The sequence below is a fragment of the Kaistia sp. 32K genome (genome assembly GCF_016629525.1).
GTDB lineage: Bacteria > Pseudomonadota > Alphaproteobacteria > Rhizobiales > Kaistiaceae > Kaistia.
In genome coordinates, this window is the sequence record NZ_AP024269.1 from 1,987,624 (window position 1) to 2,004,540 (window position 16,917).

General features: G+C 65.9%; 14 protein-coding genes. 10 read left to right on the top strand and 4 right to left on the bottom strand.

Annotation, left to right across the window (positions count from 1 at the left end; translation table 11 throughout):
* Positions 1-78: 78 nt before the first annotated feature.
* Both K32_RS08935 and K32_RS08940 read right to left on the bottom strand, forming a co-directional pair.
* Positions 79-825: a TIGR00730 family Rossman fold protein gene (locus tag K32_RS08935; protein ID WP_201404426.1), complete on the bottom strand. Its 747-nt coding sequence runs from the start codon at positions 823-825 to the stop codon at positions 79-81.
* 158 nt (positions 826-983) lie between these two features.
* Entirely contained in the window at positions 984-1,811 is an 828-nt protein-coding gene (locus K32_RS08940; RefSeq protein WP_201403676.1) for a DUF3626 domain-containing protein, read from the bottom strand.
* Positions 1,812-2,083: 272 nt separating this feature from the next.
* Between K32_RS08940 and K32_RS08945 the strand changes: the two genes are divergently transcribed.
* The 5 genes from K32_RS08945 (at position 2,084) to K32_RS08965 (ending at position 7,296) form a co-directional block, all read left to right on the top strand.
* Complete coding sequence (locus K32_RS08945; RefSeq protein ID WP_244669913.1) at positions 2,084-3,043, top strand: substrate-binding domain-containing protein; 960 nt, start codon at positions 2,084-2,086, stop codon at positions 3,041-3,043.
* A 292-nt stretch (positions 3,044-3,335) separates the two neighbouring features.
* Positions 3,336-4,874 carry a sugar ABC transporter ATP-binding protein gene (locus K32_RS08950; RefSeq protein ID WP_201403677.1) on the top strand — a complete coding sequence of 513 codons (1,539 nt, stop codon included), beginning with the start codon at positions 3,336-3,338 and terminating at the stop codon, positions 4,872-4,874.
* 19 nt (positions 4,875-4,893) lie between these two features.
* Positions 4,894-5,913, top strand: a complete 1,020-nt coding sequence (locus tag K32_RS08955) for an ABC transporter permease (protein WP_201403678.1) — start codon at positions 4,894-4,896, stop codon at positions 5,911-5,913.
* A 199-nt stretch (positions 5,914-6,112) separates the two neighbouring features.
* Positions 6,113-6,982, top strand: a complete 870-nt coding sequence (locus tag K32_RS08960; protein WP_201403679.1) for a DUF2092 domain-containing protein — start codon at positions 6,113-6,115, stop codon at positions 6,980-6,982.
* On the top strand, positions 6,979-7,296 hold the full coding sequence (locus K32_RS08965; protein ID WP_201403680.1) for a hypothetical protein: 318 nt from the start codon (positions 6,979-6,981) through the stop codon (positions 7,294-7,296). Before K32_RS08960 ends, K32_RS08965 begins: the two co-directional genes overlap by 4 nt.
* A gap of 675 nt (positions 7,297-7,971) precedes the next feature.
* Here K32_RS08965 and uvrA read toward each other — a convergent pair.
* Positions 7,972-10,899 carry an excinuclease ABC subunit UvrA gene (gene uvrA / locus K32_RS08970; RefSeq protein ID WP_201403681.1) on the bottom strand — a complete coding sequence of 976 codons (2,928 nt, stop codon included), beginning with the start codon at positions 10,897-10,899 and terminating at the stop codon, positions 7,972-7,974.
* Between the two features lie 263 nt (positions 10,900-11,162).
* Here uvrA and K32_RS08975 point away from each other — a divergent pair, with 263 nt between their 5' ends.
* Positions 11,163-11,669, top strand: coding sequence for a single-stranded DNA-binding protein (locus tag K32_RS08975; protein WP_201403682.1), 507 nt, complete (start codon positions 11,163-11,165; stop codon positions 11,667-11,669).
* A gap of 647 nt (positions 11,670-12,316) precedes the next feature.
* On the opposite strand, the gene K32_RS08980 is transcribed toward K32_RS08975, so the two are convergent.
* Complete coding sequence (locus K32_RS08980) at positions 12,317-13,444, bottom strand: iron-containing alcohol dehydrogenase (RefSeq protein WP_201403683.1); 1,128 nt, start codon at positions 13,442-13,444, stop codon at positions 12,317-12,319.
* A 156-nt stretch (positions 13,445-13,600) separates the two neighbouring features.
* On the opposite strand from K32_RS08980, the gene K32_RS08985 reads away from it, so the two are divergent.
* The 4 genes from K32_RS08985 to K32_RS09000 all read left to right on the top strand — a co-directional run bounded on the left by K32_RS08985 (position 13,601) and on the right by K32_RS09000 (position 16,809).
* On the top strand, positions 13,601-14,137 hold the full coding sequence (locus K32_RS08985) for a mismatch-specific DNA-glycosylase (RefSeq protein ID WP_201403684.1): 537 nt from the start codon (positions 13,601-13,603) through the stop codon (positions 14,135-14,137).
* Between the two features lie 33 nt (positions 14,138-14,170).
* Entirely contained in the window at positions 14,171-14,923 is a 753-nt protein-coding gene (locus tag K32_RS08990; protein ID WP_201403685.1) for an MOSC domain-containing protein, read from the top strand.
* A 112-nt stretch (positions 14,924-15,035) separates the two neighbouring features.
* A complete protein-coding gene (locus K32_RS08995; RefSeq protein WP_201403686.1) occupies positions 15,036-15,845 on the top strand; it encodes a glycosyltransferase family 25 protein in 810 nt (269 codons plus the stop codon).
* Positions 15,846-15,960: 115 nt separating this feature from the next.
* Positions 15,961-16,809 carry a glycosyltransferase family 25 protein gene (locus K32_RS09000; RefSeq protein ID WP_201403687.1) on the top strand — a complete coding sequence of 283 codons (849 nt, stop codon included), beginning with the start codon at positions 15,961-15,963 and terminating at the stop codon, positions 16,807-16,809.
* Positions 16,810-16,917 lie beyond the last annotated feature (108 nt).

Genomic DNA, 16,917 nt, shown 5'->3' on the forward strand with positions numbered 1-16,917 from the left:
CATCGGCCTTTTCCAGAAGGAGTATCCGCCGATCCCCGGCGCGACAAGCGCGTCGGAGATCCCGCTCGGCAGCGGCGGCTATTCGCCCGCCTTTTCGCCCTCGTGCAGGCCGACGCCGGCGTCCGACAGCTTCTGCCAGACTTCCTCGGCCGTCTCGGCGAAGTCGAACAGGTCGAGATCCGTACGGGCGATCATGCCTTCTTCGATCAGCGCCTCGAAATTGATGACCTTGGTCCAGTAGGCGCGATCGAACAGGATGATCGGGATGGCCGGCGCCTTGCTGGTCTGGCGCAGCGTCAGGAGCTCGAACATCTCGTCGAAGGTTCCGAAGCCGCCCGGGAACACGATCAGCGCATTCGCCCGCATGGCGAGATGCATCTTGCGCATGGCGAAATAGTGGAAGCGGAAAGTGAGTTCCGGCGTCGAATAGGAGTTCGGCTCCTGCTCGTGCGGGAGCGTGATGTTGAAGCCGATCGAAGGCGCGCCGACGTCGGCCGCGCCGCGATTGGCGGCCGCCATGATGCCGGGGCCGCCGCCGGTCGCGATGACGTTGTCGCGGAACGTGCCGTTGGAGACCAGGGCGCCGCCGCGCTCCGAGACGATGCGGCCGACGGCGCGGGCCTCCTCGTACCAGCGCGCATGCTGGCCGGAACCGTTCTCATGGATGCGGGCGCTGCCGAAGACGACGATCGTCGAACGCACGCCCCAAAGGCGCAGGATTTCCTCGGCCTTGGCATATTCCAGCAGGAAGCGGACGCCGCGCATCGTGTCGCTCAGCAGGAAATCGCTGTCGAGGGCGGGCAGGCGGTAGGACGGGGAGGCCATCTGGGGCGTGTTGGTTTTGTTTTCAGTCATCTCGTCATCGCATCATGAATCAAGCCCGGATTATGCCGCGCGGGGACGCCAGGGGATAGCGCGGCGGCCGCGACTCAGGGTCCGGGAGGACCGCATGCCGCATGGCCGGCAGCCGGGACGGACTCGCATCAGGGATGCCCATATCGCGCCATGCAATGCCAGACCCATTTCGCCGTCTGGTAGTCGAGCTGGCGATCGCGGGCGCGCCACAGGATCTCCGGCGTCACGATCTCGTTCTCCCCGATCCGCGCGATGGCGCTGGCGGCGTCCGGCCCGCGAATCTGTTCGCAGTCGGCGATCCGCTCCAGCGACAGGCGGAAGCCATCGTGCCATTCCACCGCACAGCCGAGTGAACCCGCAGCTGTCTCGATCGTCGTGCCTCGAAACGAGGGATCGAGAACCACGGCTTCGACATCCCGGCCGATATGCACGGGACCATGGACGTGCGCCTCGATGTAGTTGTCCAGCCACGGATCGAGGTCCCTGGTATTCGCCTTGGCCATGGCGATGAGCGGTCCGGCATCGCCGACGGCGAAATCGCTCGGCTGCCAGTGGCTGTCCGGATAGCAGAACGACGTGCGGGAACGGACATGCGGCGCGAGGCGAAAGTGGGAGGAGCCGAAGCGACGCGATCCGCCGACCGGGTCGTCGCGGTAGTTCAGGGCGCCATATTTTGGTCGGAAGGCGGGATCGCCGTCGTCATAGGCGCCCCCGAAGATCCGGCTCTCCCAATTCCAGCGGTCGCCGCCTGGATAGGCCGTCAGACCGCCGCTGCTGGTGCCCGTCTCGAACTGGGAGCGATAGGTGCCGTGCCGGGCGAGGAGCTCGATGACCGTGCTGCCGGCGACGCCGATGTCCGGGTGGAAGTTCAGCGTGATCGGATGCGTCGCGCCGTCCCGTGCCGGTGCGGAGGACTGGCGAAGATGGGTGAGCGCGCGTTCGACGAAGTCATCCATGGTCCTGCGTGCATATCAAGCGCGGGACGGAAGATCCACTGACACACGCCCGTTCCGGCCCGATGCCGGTTCGCGTCTGCCGTAGAGTCGGGCGAGTAGCCGGGCGCGGCTGATCCAAGGGGCGGTACTCCGTTTACTTGTGCAGTGCGAGATGAGGATGGCTTAATTTTGAACGGCGCGTGCAAAGTTCAGAAATCCGTTTGAATGGTGGATCAACCTGCGGCATGCTCACCTTCAGCCCCAATTCAAAGAGGGCATGGGAGGGAAATAGAATGTCGAATATTGCAAGGTCAGTGCTTGCTGCCGGTGCGATCGCGCTCGCGGCCATGTCCACCGCGCCGACACAGGCGGTCGCGCAGGAAAAGATCGAGATCCTGACCTCGGTCCCCGGCCTGACCTTTCCGTTCTTCGTCCACATGATGAACGCCTTCAAGGCCGAGGCTGCGAAGCAGGGCGTCACGGCGATCGAGAGCGACGGCCAGGTGTCCTCGCCCAAGCAGACCGCCGACGTCGAAGCGGCGATCGCCCGCGGCGTGAAGGGCATCGTCATCAGCCCGAACGAAGTCGACGCCATGGCGCCGGCGCTGGCGCAGGCCGTCGAGGCCGGCATCCCGGTCGTCACCGTCGACCGTCGCGTCGCGCAGGTCGAGGGCATTCTCGGCCATATCGGCGCCGACAACGTCAAGGGCGGCGAGGCCCAGGCCGAGCTGATCATGAAGCTCTATCCCGATGGCGCCACCATCGTGAACCTGCAGGGCCAGTCGGGCGCCTCGCCGGCGATCGACCGCAACAAGGGCCTGCACAACATTCTCGACAAGGCGGCCGACAAGTACAAGATCGTGTTCGAGCAGACGGCCGGCTTCGACCGCGCCAAGGGCCTGTCGGTCACGGAAGCGGCGCTCGCCGCCCTGCCGGAAGCCCCGAAGGTCATCGTCGCCGCCAATGACGACATGGCGCTCGGCGCGATGGAAGCCGTCAAGGCCCGCAACCTGTCGGGCATCGCCATCATCGGCTTCGACGCTCTTCCGGAAGCGCTCGGCCAGGTGCGCGACGGCGGCCTGACGGCCACGATCGAGCAGTTCCCGGGCAAGCAGAGCTCGATGGGCGTCGACATGCTCGTCGACTTCATCAAGAACCAGAAGAAGCCGGCCGAGGCCGTGACCCTGCTGACGCCGGTGGCGATCACCAAGGACAACCTCAACACCGCCGAGCGTCTCGGCGAGCTGAAGTAAGGCCAGCGTCCCGGCGAGGGCGCTTCGCGCGAAAGTCGCGGAGCGCCCTCACTGTCTCTCCCGATCCGGCCACCTGAGGCTTCGCCCGGCCGAACCGCGCCGGCGCCAGAGCCGGCTTCGATCGGGGGATGCTGCGCCGGGACCGGTGCGCTGCGTCGTACAGCCTGAAAATCGCGCGCAAGCCAAGCCCGCGCCTGCAACGATCGCGCGCCATGTCCTTGCCGCTCTGCCGTCAGGTCCGCCCATCCGGGCAGGGCCGGACGTTCCCTTGCTCCATCGTAAGCGAAGACGGATGACCGATCCTGTAACCCTCTTGAAGATGAGCGGCATCGCCAAGAGCTTTCCCGGCGTCAAGGCGCTCGATGGCGTCGACCTCGAGATCGCGCCGGCCGAGATCCACGCGCTGCTCGGCGAAAACGGCGCCGGCAAGTCGACGCTGCTGAAGATCCTCGCCGGCGCGCAATCGCCGGATCGCGGCACCATCTCGTTCGAGGGCCGCGACGTCGTGCTCTCGAGCCCGCAGGATTCCCAGAGGCTCGGCATCGTCACGATCTATCAGGAATTCACCCTCGCGCCGGACATGACGATCGCCGAGAACGTCTTCATCGGACGCGAGCCCGGCTCCCGCCTCTTCCTCAACTGGTCGAAGATGGCGGCCGAGACGCAGAAGCTGATCCGCCGCATCGGCCTGGAACGCAGCCCGATGACACTGGTGCGCGACCTTTCGGTCGCCGAGCAGCAGATGGTCGAGATCGCCCGCGCGTTGTCGATGCAGTCGCGCGTCATCATCATGGACGAGCCGACCTCGGCGCTCAGCCTGGCCGAGGTGGAAAAGCTCTTCCGCATCGTACGGCAGCTCAAGGCCGAGGGCATCTCGATCATCTTCGTGACCCATCGCCTGGAAGAAGTGATGGAGATCTGCGACCGCTTCACCGTGCTCCGCGACGGCCGCAATGTCGGCGCCGGCAAGGTCAGCGAAATCACCATCGACGGCATCATCCGCCTGATGGTCGGGCGCGAGGTCAACGCGCTCTACGCCCATCGCGAGGCGGGCGAGGCCGGTCCGGTGGCGCTCGCCGTCGAGGGGCTGACGCGCCGCCGCAGCGCGCACGACCCGCACGCGACCGAGCTGCAGGACGTGACGCTCAACGTGCGGCGCGGCGAGATCCTCGGCATCGCCGGCCTCGTCGGGGCGGGTCGCACCGAGACGGCGCGGGCGATCTTCGGCGCCGACCCGTTCGATTCCGGCCAGATCTTCGTCGACGGCCAGCCGGTCAACATCCGCTCGCCGCGCGACGCCATCAAGCATGGCATCGGCCTGGTGCCGGAGGACCGCAAACAGCAGGCGCTGTTCCTGAGCCAGGCGATCCGCGCCAACCTCTCGATCGCGGCGCTCGATCGCATCGACCGCTTCGGCGTCTTCATCGACGAGCGCAAGGAGCGCGTGCTGGTCGAGGAATACCGCAAGCTTCTCAACATCCGGATGGCGAGCCCCGACCAGGCGGTCGGCAATCTCTCCGGCGGCAACCAGCAGAAGGTCGTGCTCGCCCGCTGGCTGGCGCTGCGCCCGAAGGTGCTGATCGTCGACGAGCCGACGCGCGGCATCGACATCGGCGCCAAGGTCGAGGTCCACAACCTGCTCTTCGAGATGGCCCGCGCCGGCATCGCCGTGATCGCGATCTCGTCCGAACTGCCCGAGGTTCTCGCGGTCGCCGACCGGATCGTCACGATGCGCGAAGGCCGCGTCACCGGCGAGACGCTGCGCGCCGAGGCGACCCAGGAAAAACTCATGACCATGATGACGCTCAGCGCCGCCGGCCGAGCCGCGTGACAAGACAAGGAATACGGTAATGACGGATGTGAAACGAGAAGCGGCGGAAAGCGCGGGCTTCGACCTGTTCGGGGTGCTGGCGCGGTTTGCGCCGCTGATCTTCCTGATCGCCCTGATGATCATCTTCGCGGTGCTCGAGCCGCGCTTCATGTCGTCGATCAACCTGTTCAACGTCATGCGGCAGGTCTCGATCACCGGCCTGCTGGCGATCGGCATGACCTTCGTCATCCTGACCGCCGGCATCGACCTTTCGGTCGGCTCGCTGCTCGCTTTCGCCGGGCTTGTCGCGGCGGCGGTCGCCAAGGGCGGCATGCAGGACCGCTTCACGGTCGGCGAGGGCGTGATCGGCTATGGCTGGCAGCTGGCGGCGCTCGCGGCGATCGCGGTCGGCGTCTGCGGCGGCCTGCTGCAGGGCCTCGCCATCACCAGGCTCCGGGTGCCGCCCTTCGTGGTGACGCTGGGCGGCATGTCGGTGTTTCGCGGCGCGGCGCTTCTGTTCGCCGCCGGCGGCCCGATCTCCGGCTTCCAGCCCGACTATACCTGGTGGGGCCAGGGCAAGATCGGCCCGGTGCCGGTTCCGGTCATCATCTTCCTGTTCGCGGCGCTGCTCGCCCACATCGCGCTCCGCTACATGCGCTATGGAAGGCAGGTCTACGCGGTCGGCGGCAATCCGGAGGCGGCGCGATTGTCCGGCCTCAACGTCAACTGGGTGATCTGCAGCGTCTACGTCATCATGGGCTTCTTTGCCGGCCTCGGCGCCTTCGTGCTGTCGGCGCGGCTGAACTCGGCCGAAGCCGTCGCCGGCACCGGCTACGAGCTCACCGTCATCGCCTCCGTCGTCATCGGCGGCACGTCGCTCTTCGGCGGCGTCGGCACGATCTTCGGCACCGTGATCGGCTCGATCCTGATCGGCGTGCTCCTGAACGGCCTCGTGCTCATGAACGTGTCGTCCTACATCCAGCAGATCATCATCGGCGTGATCATCGTGCTGGCCGTGGCGTTCGACACCTTCGCCAAGTCGCGCCGCCGCAAGGCCTGACATCCCGCCCTGAAGCGTTGGGAATGACGAGGAATGGTCGCGCCCTGCGCGGCCATTCGCGTTCTGGCTGCAGGCGCCCGGCCTTGATCACGGGAAGTCGAACACGACGGCCGCGACGGCGTGCTAGTGTCGTTACGTCACCTGCGGTCGGTGGCCGTGCGAAGCTGCGACGTTTCGAGGGGATCCGAGGGAGGATGCGATGACAAAGCATGCACTGACGCGGCCGAAGGGCGCCGGCCGGCGAGTGGCCTTCGCGGCCGGGGTCGCGACGCTGCTGGCGCTCGGCCAGCCGGCCTTTGCCCAGCAGGCTGATTCAACGACCGCCGCGGCCGAACAGAACCGGAAGGAAGCGGACGAGATCGTCCAGGGCATGGCGCGCTTCGTCGGCGGCCAGCAGGACATCAGTCTCGGCTACGACAGCGAGCTCGAGGTCGTCACGCCGCAGATGGAGAAGCTCCAGTTCAACAGTTCCGGCAAGGCGAAGATCAGCCGCCCGGACAAGTTCCGGCTGAACCGCACCGGCGGCTATGCCGATGTCGAGATGATCTATGACGGCAAGAACGTGACCGTCTTCGACAAGAACACCAACACCTATGCCAGCGAGCCCATGACCGGGCCGATCGAAGGCGTCATCGACCGGCTGCGGAGCGACTTCATGCTCGATCTTCCCGCCGCCGACCTGCTGATCGCCGATTCCTACAGCGCGCTGATGCCCGACGTCGTCGAGGCGAAGCATATCGGCCGCGCCGTCATCGGCGACGTAACCTGCGAGCACGTCGCCTTCCGTAATCACGACACCGACTGGCAGCTCTGGGTCGAGACCGGCGCGCAGCCGATTCCCTGCAAGATGGTGATCACCAGCAAGGCGGTTACCGGAGCGCCGCAATATTCGATCCGCTTCACCAGCTGGCACACCGGCAGCGCCTTCCCGCCGGGCACCTTCACCTTCGAGCCGCCAGCCGGCGCCAAGAAGGTCGATTTCAGCGCGCTCGCCGACATTGACGAAATCCCGGCCGGCACCGCGATGCCATCCGACGCGGTCGCGCCCAAAGCAGGAGCCAGCAAATGAACCGCACCTTGCCGATACGAGGGGCCGTCCGGGTCGCGGCGGTCGTCCTTGGCCTCGCCGCGCTCTTCCTGTCCGAGAACCCGGCGCCGCAGGCGCCCGCCTTCGGTCTGTTCAGCCGGGCGGAGGCGATCATCGGTCGTCCGCTGACGCCGCTCAGCTATGCCGGCGTCGCCCGCCGCACGACGCGCCGGGCCGTGGTCGGCGGCGCCTATGTCGGCGGAGCCTATGTCGCGGCGCCCTACGCCGTGGCCCCGCGCGCCGGCTGCGTCCGCGTCGTCGACGCCTATGGCCGGATCTACTGGCGCTGCGTGTAGGGAACTGCCGGACTCGAGCCTTCGCTCTCCCCGGGAAGCGTTCGCAGAGCGCCGTCCCGAAGGGGGCGGGTCGGTTTGCTCCGCCATCATCCTGAGGTGCTTCGCGTGAGCGAAGCCTCGAAGGAGGATCCAGCGGGGCACGGCCGTTTGAACGAAGTCGGGCCCGCTGCCATTAGCGGTGCTCCCTGGACACTCCTTCGAGGCCCGGCTTCGCCGGGCACCTCAGGATGATGGTCGAGTTGCGATCGCGGGAGAGGGAGATTGCCTGCGTCTGATAGCGGATCAGCGCGATCCTAATCCATGACGCCCGCCGGCCTGACCCCCCTCCCTCTGGAAGAGGGTACGTGGCCTTGCTTTGCCATGCCCTGTCCGGCGCGATCTTCGTCATCCCGGCGCGATACTCGCAGAACGCCGCCAATAACGGTGTGCTGCGATTATGCGAGGAGCCCGGATCAAACCCTCACCCCAACCCTCTCCCAGAGGGAGAGGGAGTTCGCCTGCGTCCGATGGCGATGCCTATGCTCGCTGTGGCGCATCAGTAGCTAACGCGCTGGCCCAAAACCCTCTCCCTCCGGGAGAGGGTAGGGTGAGGGCCTTGCTTGGCCTCTATTCTCGAGGCGTCTCAACACAACCACAGTACGCCCGTCCGGCCCGATGCAGGCCGGACCGCACGCTTTATTCCGCCGCGACGGCCTTGCGCTTGCGGGCCGCGAGCTTGGCCTTGTCGAGCACCGGCTTGAGGAAGTGGCCGGTATAGCTGCGCGGCTCCTTGACGATCTGTTCCGGCGTGCCGACCGCGACGATCTCGCCGCCGCCGTCGCCGCCCTCGGGGCCGAGGTCGATGATCCAATCGGCCGTCTTGATCACCTCGAGATTGTGCTCGATGACGACCACCGTGTTGCCCTGGTCGACCAGCGAATGCAGCACTTCCATCAGCTTGGCGACGTCGTGGAAATGCAGGCCCGTCGTCGGCTCGTCGAGGATGTAGAGCGTCTTGCCGGTGGCGCGGCGTGACAGTTCCTTGGCGAGCTTGACGCGCTGCGCCTCGCCGCCGGAGAGCGTCGTCGCGGGCTGGCCGACCTTGACGTAGCCGAGCCCGACCTCCTCCAGCGTCGCCATCTTGTCGCGAATGCCCGGCACCGCCTGGAAGAACTCGCGCGCTTCCTCGACGGTCATGTCGAGCACGTCGGAGATCGACTTGTTCTTGAACTTCACGTCCAGCGTTTCGCGGCTGTAGCGCTTGCCCTTGCAGACCTCGCAGGTGACGTAGACGTCGGGCAGGAAGTGCATCTCGATCTTGATGACGCCGTCGCCCTGGCAGGCCTCGCAGCGGCCGCCCTTGACGTTGAACGAGAAGCGGCCGGGTCCATAGCCGCGCACCTTGGCCTCCGGCAGGCCGGCGAACCATTCGCGGATCGGCGTGAAGGCGCCGGTATAGGTCGCCGGATTGGAGCGCGGGGTGCGGCCGATCGGCGACTGGTCGATGTCGATGATCTTGTCGATCAGCTCCAGCCCGTCGATGCGGTCATGCGGCGCCGGGTGGATGTGCGCGCCGTTCAGCCGCCGCGCCACGGCGGCATAGAGCGTATCGATCAGGAAGGTCGACTTGCCGCCGCCGGAGACGCCGGTGACGCAGGTGAAGGTGCCGAGCGGGATGTCGGCGGAAACATTCTTCAGATTGTTGCCGCGCGCGCCGACGACGCTGATCTGGCGGTTCTTGGCGATGGCGCGGCGCTTCTCCGGCACCTCGACCGACAATTCGCCGGAGAGATACTTGCCGGTCAGCGAGTTCGGATTGGCCATGATCTCGGCCGGCGTGCCCTTGGCGATGATCTGGCCGCCATGCACGCCCGCCTCCGGGCCGACGTCGACGACATAGTCCGCCGTCATGATGGCGTCCTCGTCATGCTCGACGACGAGCACGGTGTTGCCGATGTCGCGCAAGTGCCGCAGCGTCTCCAGCAGTCGGTCGTTGTCGCGCTGATGCAGGCCGATTGACGGCTCGTCGAGCACGTAGAGCACGCCGGTGAGGCCGGAGCCGATCTGCGAGGCCAGGCGAATGCGCTGGCTCTCGCCGCCCGAAAGCGTGCCGGAATTGCGCGACAGCATGAGATAGTCGAGGCCGACATCGACGAGGAAGGAGAGCCGTTCACGGATCTCCTTCAGGATGCGGACGGCGATCTCGTTCTGCTTCTCGTTCAGCTCGGCCGGCAGCGCCTCGAACCAGCGCGCGGCGTTGCGGATCGACATCTCGGTGACCTGGGCGATGTGCTTGCCGGCGATCTTGACCGCCAGCGCCTCGGGCTTCAGCCGGGCGCCGCCGCAGGCCTTGCACGGCGTCGAGCCCTGGTAGCGCTCGATCTCCTCGCGGGCCCAGTTCGATTCCGTCTCGCGCCAGCGCCGCTCGAGATTGGTGACGACGCCCTCAAAGCTCTTCTGCGTCTTGTAGGAGCGCGTGCCGTCATTATAGACGAACTCGATCTCGCCCTTGCCGGTGCCGAACAAAATGGCGTTCTTCGCCGCCTCGGGGATCTCGTCCCAAGGCTTGGTCATCGAGAATTCGTAATGCCGGGCGATCGCTTCCAGCGTCTGTGCGTAATAGGGCGAGGACGACTTGGCCCAGGGCGCCACCGCGCCCTGCTTCAGCGAGACGGAGCCGTCCGGCACGACGAGATCCGGGTCGATCTTCTTCTCGGAGCCGAGGCCGTCGCATTCCGGGCAGGCGCCGAACGGGTTGTTGAACGAGAACAGCCGCGGCTCGATCTCGGCGATGGTGAAGCCGGAGACGGGGCAGGCGAACTTTTCCGAGAAGATGACGCGGCGCTCATTGCCCTTCTCGTCCTTCTCGTCGGCGAATTCGGCGACCGCGATGCCGTCCGCGAGCTCCAGCGCCGTCTGGAACGAGTCCGCCAGCCGCGCCGAAATATCGCCGCGCACGACGATGCGGTCGATGACGACGTCGATGTCGTGCTTCAGCTTCTTGTCGAGGACCGGGGCTTCCGCGATCTCGAAGAAGACGCCGTCCAGCTTGATGCGCTGGAAGCCCTTCTTCTGCAGCTCGGCCAGCTCCTTCTTGTACTCGCCCTTGCGGCCGCGGATCATCGGCGCCAGCAGGTAGAGGCGCGTGCCCTCCGGCAGCGCCATGACGCGGTCGACCATCTGGCTGACCGTCTGGCTCTCGATCGGCAGGCCGGTCGCCGGCGAATAGGGAATGCCGACGCGCGCGAACAGAAGGCGCATGTAGTCGTAGATCTCGGTGACGGTGCCGACCGTCGAGCGCGGATTCTTCGAGGTCGTCTTCTGCTCGATCGAGATGGCGGGCGACAGGCCGTCGATCTGGTCCACGTCCGGCTTCTGCATCATCTCGAGGAACTGGCGCGCATAGGCCGAGAGGCTCTCGACATAGCGGCGCTGGCCCTCGGCGTAGATCGTGTCGAAGGCGAGCGACGACTTGCCAGAGCCGGAAAGGCCGGTCAGCACCACCAGCTGGTCGCGCGGAATATCGATGTCGATGTTCTTGAGGTTATGCTCGCGCGCGCCCCGGACCGAAATGAACTTGCCAGAGGTCGCGCTGGTAGACCGCGCGTCAGCATGCTGAGCCATGTGTCGTCTGTCCAAATGGAAGGGGCCGGCGCGGCGGCGCCAAGGCCCAAATTTAGGCTATTGGCCTCTCCATACAAGGAGGCGGCCCGGATTGTCGCGGCATTCGACTGATTCACCTGACCAGATCTTGCCATTTCGACGCCGATTGTCTAGAACAAAAAGAGAACAGGCCGGTCTGATGTGGACAAGGCCCGATTGGCGCGGGCGGGCCGTGTCATTTCGGGATAGTTTGGGGCCAGCAATGAGACAAGAAGGAACGGATCATGGCCGGTAGCGTCAACAAGGTCATTCTGGTCGGCAATCTCGGGCGCGACCCCGAGGTTCGGCGTATGAATTCGGGCGAGTCGGTCGTCAATCTGAACATCGCGACGTCGGAAAGCTGGCGCGACAAGCAGAGCGGCGAGCGCAAGGAAAAGACCGAGTGGCATCGCGTGGTGATCTTCAACGAGAACCTCGCCAAGATCGCCGAGCAGTATCTGAAGAAGGGCTCGAAGGTTTATGTCGAGGGCCAGCTGCAGACCCGCAAGTGGCAGGACCAGTCGGGCGCCGAGAAGTTCACGACGGAAATCGTGCTGCAGCGTTTCCGTGGTGAGCTGACCCTGCTCGACGGACGCGCGGGCGGCGGCGAGCAGTCGGACTACCAGGGCGGCGGCGGCAGCGATTTCGGTCGTTCGAGCCCGCTCGAGGCCCCGCGCGGCGGCGGCCAGTCGCGCCAGCCGGCGGCCTCCTCGTCCTACGCGGCCGACCTCGACGACGACATCCCGTTCTAGGATCGGGAAGGGCGCCCTTCACCTCTCCCGTGGGGAGAGGTCGACGGCCGAAGGCCGGCGGGTGAGGGCGTAGGGAACCATCCGGTGAGGCCGCAAACCCTCACCCAGACTTCGAGCTGACCTCCCCCTTATGGAGAGGTATGGTTCGGCGGGTTCTCGGTATCGGATATAGAAAAACCCGGGAAGCGGCCGCTTCCCGGGTTTTTCTTTTGTCGGCGGCTCCGCGATAGCCGTGCCCCCGGCCCGATCGACCGGCTCCACCATCATCCTGAGTGTCTGGCCCGTAATGTTTGTGCGACCAGACCGATCTCCCGGACTGCCTTCCTGAAACTCAACCATCATCCTGAGGTGCCCGGCTAAGCCGGGCCTCGAAGGAGGGTCCAGGGAACGCCTCGGATCGAGACTGCGGCGCGGATTTCGCCGGACTTCGCCTGCAACTGCAGTGCGCCGCTGGAGCCTCCTTCGAGGCTTCGCTCACGCGAAGCACCTCAGGATGATGGCGGGGCCGGTCGATCGGCCTGGAGGCTCATGGGTCTGGGCAGCCGCCGCCTAGTACCTGAACCATCAATCCAGGACCTCATTTCGAATTGCGGGCCAGACACTCAGGATGACGGTCGAGCTTGAGAATTCTGCCAGCCGCCCTGCGCTCAGACCATCACTTCATCCAGAATGGCGCGGAATTCTTCCGCCGTCGCGGCGCGCGGGTTGGTGGCGTAGGAATGGTCGGCCAGCGCCCGCTCCACCACCCAGGGCAGTTGATCGTCGGTGACGCCGAGCGTCCGGAGGCCGGCCGGGATGCCGAGCCGGCGGTTGAGCGCGTCGAGTTCGTCGGCGAGGTCGGCCGTCTCGGCAAGCCCCATCGCCGTTGACAACCGGCGGATCTTCTCCGGCACGGTCTGCTGGTTGAAGCGCAGGATCGGCGGCATCAGGATGGCGTTGAGCGTGCCGTGATGCAGGCTCGGGCTCTTCAGCCCGCCGAGCGCGTGGCTCAACGCATGCACGGCGCCGAGGCCCTTCTGGAAGGCGAGGCCGCCCTGCAGCGCGCCCATCATCATCTCGCTGCGCGCCTCGAGATCGCTGCCGTCGTCGAAGGCGCGCCCGATGTGGTCCCAGATCCGGCGGGCGCCGTCGAGGCCGATGGCGTCGGCGACGGGATTGATGCGCGGCGACAGGAAGGTCTCGATGCAGTGCGACAGTCCGTCGAGGCCCGTCGCGGCGGTAAGGCCGCGCGGCAGGCCGAGCGTCAGCTCGGGGTCGCAGATCGCGCGCTTCGGGATCAGGTGCGGGCTGATGAAGCCGAGCTTGCGGCCGTCGTTCAGCGTCAGCAGCGCGGCGCGGCCGACCTCGGCGCCGGTGCCGGCCGTGGTCGGAACGGCGAGGATCGGCGCCACCTTGGCGCTGATGCGGGCGACGCCGCCGAAGATCGCCGCATAGGGCTCCAGCGGCCCCTCATGGGTCGCGAGCAGCGCGACGCCCTTGGCGAGATCGATCGGCGAGCCGCCGCCGACCGCGACGACGCCGTCGCAGCCCTCGGCCTTGTAGACTTCCAGCGCGGCGAGCACGGCCGCCTCGGTCGGGTTCGTCGGAATATCGAGGAAGACGGGCGCGCCGGCGGGGATGAGGGCGGTGACGCGATCGAGCAGTCCCGACGCCTGCAGCCCGCGATCGCTGACGACGAGGGGGCGCTGCACGGCGAGCGCGGTCAGGGCATCCGGCAGAACCGACACCACGCCGGGTCCGAACTCAATCTGCGTCAGGTAGTTGATCGTGCTCATTCCGTGTCTCTTCCCTGTAGGCTCTCGCGGGCCGCGGCCCGGCGGGAGAGTGGCAGCAATGGCGGGCGAGCGACAGATGGTTTTTGCTCGCCGCGTGCATTAATCAGGGCACGACTGGACGCGGCACATCTTGCGCGAGCGAAGGGATTTCCGCCGATGCCGATCTTGCCGGATGTGCTGGAGCCGGGCCTGAAAATCGTCTTCTGCGGCACGGGCGCCGGAGCGTGGTCGGCGCGCGTGGGCGCTTATTACGCCAATCCCGGCAACAAGTTCTGGCCGACGCTTCACGCAATCGGCCTGACGCCGCAGCGGATCGCGCCCGAGAATTTCCGCTCGGTGCTCGCTTTCGGCATCGGCCTGACCGACGTCGCCAAGGAGCATGTCGGCCAGGATACCGCGATCGATCTGGCGCTCGTCGACGCGGCGGCGCTGCGCGCCAAGATCGAGGCGAACGCGCCCGCAATCCTCGCCTTCACTTCGAAGCGGGCGGCGAGCCTCTATCTGGGCGAACCGACGGCGGCGATCCCCTATGGACGGCAACAGGCGACGATCGGCGCGACGCAGATCCATGTCCTGACTTCGCCCTCCGGCCAGGCCGGACCGCACTGGTCGATCGAGCCGTGGCGCGATCTCGCCGCCGCCGCACGTCAGGCTGGACAAACCGGCCGGACTTTGCTCCTCAATGAACGATGACGTAACGGCCCGGTGGGCCGGACAGGAGACGGCATGGCCGAGATTGCTTCGCTCTATCGCTACCCTGTGAAGGGCTTCTCGCCGGAGGCGCTGGAGGCCGCCGATCTGCGTCCGTTTCACCGCTTCGAGAGCGACCGCGCCTATGCGATCGAGAACGGCCCGTCCGGCTTCGATCCCGCCGCGCCGGGCCATCTGCCGAAGGCGAAATTCCTCTGCCTGATGAAGAACGCCCGGCTCGCCTCGCTCGATACGCATTTCGATTCCGAGACGCAGGTCTGGACCATCGACGGCCATGGCGATCGCTTTTCCGCCGACCTGTCGACTTCAGCCGGCCGCGCGGCGACGGAAGCGTTCCTGACCGACTTCATGGGCGACGAGCGGCGCGGGCCGCTCAAGGTGCTGTCGGCGCCGGGCCATGCCTTCACCGATGTCGGCAAGCCCTATGTGTCATTCATCAATCTCGCTTCCGTCGGGGCGATCGGCGATCTGGTCGGCAAGCCGGTCGATCCCCTGCGCTTCCGCGCCAACATCAATCTCGCGGGCCTGGAGCCCTGGCAGGAGCTCGAGTTGGTCGGCCGCGAGGCGCGGATCGGCGATGTCCGGCTGCGCTTCACCAAGCGCACGCAGCGCTGCGCCGCGACCAATGTCGATCTCGAGACGGCGACGCGCGACCTCGATATTCCCGGCACGCTGTTGCGAAACCTCGATCACATGGATTGCGGCATCTACGCCGATGTGCTCGATGGCGGAACCATCCGGATCGGCGATGCGCTGCGGTTCGACTAGCGGCGACGGCTTGGCGGTTCTCTAGATCGCTCCGTCGAAAACTCTGACGCGGCGATGGAATCGACGTTCGACGTTCAGTAGCTTGCCGACCGAGATTCTAGCGGAGATTGTTGTGCGGGCTGTTGTTATCAATCTGGATCGTTCCCCGGAGCGGCTTGCGTTGTTCGGAGAGCAGGCGGAGCGGCTCGGTTTCGCCTTCGAGCGGCTCGAGGCCGTCGATGCACATGGCCGTGCGGAGACGCGCGGCCCTCTCTCAGCGGCTGAAATCGCATGCTTCGAGAGTCATCGCCGCGCCTGGCAATTGCTGGTCGACAGCGGAGAGGACTGGTTGGCGGTATTTGAGGACGATGTCTTGCTGGCGTCGCCGATCGCCAGGCTCCTAGCCTCCGATCATTGGATTCCGGACAAGACGGATCTCGTCAAACTGGAGACGTTCGACGTTCGGGTCGCGATTGCGGCGAAAGGCGCCGTCGTCGAGGGGGTGTCGCTCCACCGTTTGCAGACCACGCATTGCGGCGCCGCCGGCTACATTCTGTCGAGGCAATGCGCGATCGAACTGCTTGCAAAGACGCACAACTTCAGCGAACCCGTGGACATTGTGATGTTCAACCAGGAACATGAGGTCTGTCGAAACGTTCGGATCCTCCAGACAGTCCCCGCGGTCTGCATCCAGGAGCGCTTTATCGCGGCTCGAGCCCAGCGACCGCCAAGGACAGCCACCTTGATCCAGTTCTGGGAAAGCGATGGTTCCTTACCGGCGCAGAGTGACAAATCCGTAGAGCGGAAGGGCGTGTTGACGCGTGTGCGGCGCGAAGTAGCGCGCGTCATACGACAGTTCAGCAATCCCGTGCGTTTGTCTCTCTTGTTTCGACGGGCCATCCGGCCATCCCGTTATCTGGTAGTTCCCTATATCGACGCGTAGTTTTGTCGAATAGAAGACACGTCCGATATCGAACTTTGTTGTTCGAGCGGCTGACGCGGACAATTGTCATTCGCCACTATGGTTTCGTCGAGCGCTCGGCGTTGCGCGTCCTGTCTTGTCATCCGTAAAGGGATGCCTGAACTTCGAGCATGCGGAACGGATTTTGGTTTTGTTGGGGGAACAGGCCGTGCGCGCCTATGTGATCAATCTTGACCGGGCGCAGGCGCGCCTCGCGGCCTTCGACGCGCAGGCGAGGGGGATCGGCCTCTGCTATGAGCGGATCCGCGCGGTCGAGGCCTGTTCGATCGCCGAGGCGCCTGAGGGCATGCTGCCGACGGCGGTGGCCTGTTTCCACAGCCATCGGCTCGCCTGGCGCAAGATTGCCGAAAGCGGCGATGCCTGGGGAGCCGTCTTCGAGGACGACGTCCTGCTCTCGGCCTCGCTCGCGGGGCTTCTGGCGGAGCCGCGCTGGATCCCTCGCGACGCGTCCGTGATCAAGCTCGAAACCGTCAACACGCCGACCAAGATGGGCCGCCGCGGCCGGAAGATTGCCGGTTGCCTGGGGTTGCACGACCTGCTGAACTATCATTCCGGCGCCGGCGGCTACCTGATCCGCGCCGACGCGGCGAAGCTTTTTCTTGCCCTGAGCGAGACGATCGAGCGTCCGGTCGACGACGTGCTGTTCGATCTCGCTGTGGCGAAGGAGCGTGGGCTCCGGGTGCTCCAGATGGTGCCGGCCGTCTGCGTTCAGGACCGGGTGCTCGCCGAGATCGACGGGCGGGCGATCGTGCATGAGACCCAGATGCAGACGGTCTCCGCGCCGCTTGCTCGGGGTTGCCTGACGTTGCGGCAGAAGCTGGGCCGGGAGGCCTTGCGTCTTCCGCGCCAGCTTGGGAATGTGGTTCGCAACCTCAGACGTGGAATCGTTTTTCCCGTCAGAATAAGGGTCCCTTTCGAACGTTAGGCGAGGAACCACAAGGGGCCCAAATCGTTCTCATGCATGCCGGTTTCAGGGCGTAGCTTTCCAAACAGATTCCGTGCGCCCGCCTGAAACCGGTCTTCCTCTGGGAGG

Coding starts and splice junctions, on each gene's coding strand:
- K32_RS08935 (WP_201404426.1), bottom strand. CDS start 825: ATGGCCTCCCCGTCCTACCGCCTGCCCGCCCTCGACAGCGATTTCCTG.
- K32_RS08940 (WP_201403676.1), bottom strand. CDS start 1,811: ATGGATGACTTCGTCGAACGCGCGCTCACCCATCTTCGCCAGTCCTCC.
- K32_RS08945 (WP_244669913.1), top strand. CDS start 2,084: ATGTCGAATATTGCAAGGTCAGTGCTTGCTGCCGGTGCGATCGCGCTC.
- K32_RS08950 (WP_201403677.1), top strand. CDS start 3,336: ATGACCGATCCTGTAACCCTCTTGAAGATGAGCGGCATCGCCAAGAGC.
- K32_RS08955 (WP_201403678.1), top strand. CDS start 4,894: ATGACGGATGTGAAACGAGAAGCGGCGGAAAGCGCGGGCTTCGACCTG.
- K32_RS08960 (WP_201403679.1), top strand. CDS start 6,113: ATGACAAAGCATGCACTGACGCGGCCGAAGGGCGCCGGCCGGCGAGTG.
- K32_RS08965 (WP_201403680.1), top strand. CDS start 6,979: ATGAACCGCACCTTGCCGATACGAGGGGCCGTCCGGGTCGCGGCGGTC.
- uvrA (WP_201403681.1), bottom strand. CDS start 10,899: ATGGCTCAGCATGCTGACGCGCGGTCTACCAGCGCGACCTCTGGCAAG.
- K32_RS08975 (WP_201403682.1), top strand. CDS start 11,163: ATGGCCGGTAGCGTCAACAAGGTCATTCTGGTCGGCAATCTCGGGCGC.
- K32_RS08980 (WP_201403683.1), bottom strand. CDS start 13,444: ATGAGCACGATCAACTACCTGACGCAGATTGAGTTCGGACCCGGCGTG.
- K32_RS08985 (WP_201403684.1), top strand. CDS start 13,601: ATGCCGATCTTGCCGGATGTGCTGGAGCCGGGCCTGAAAATCGTCTTC.
- K32_RS08990 (WP_201403685.1), top strand. CDS start 14,171: ATGGCCGAGATTGCTTCGCTCTATCGCTACCCTGTGAAGGGCTTCTCG.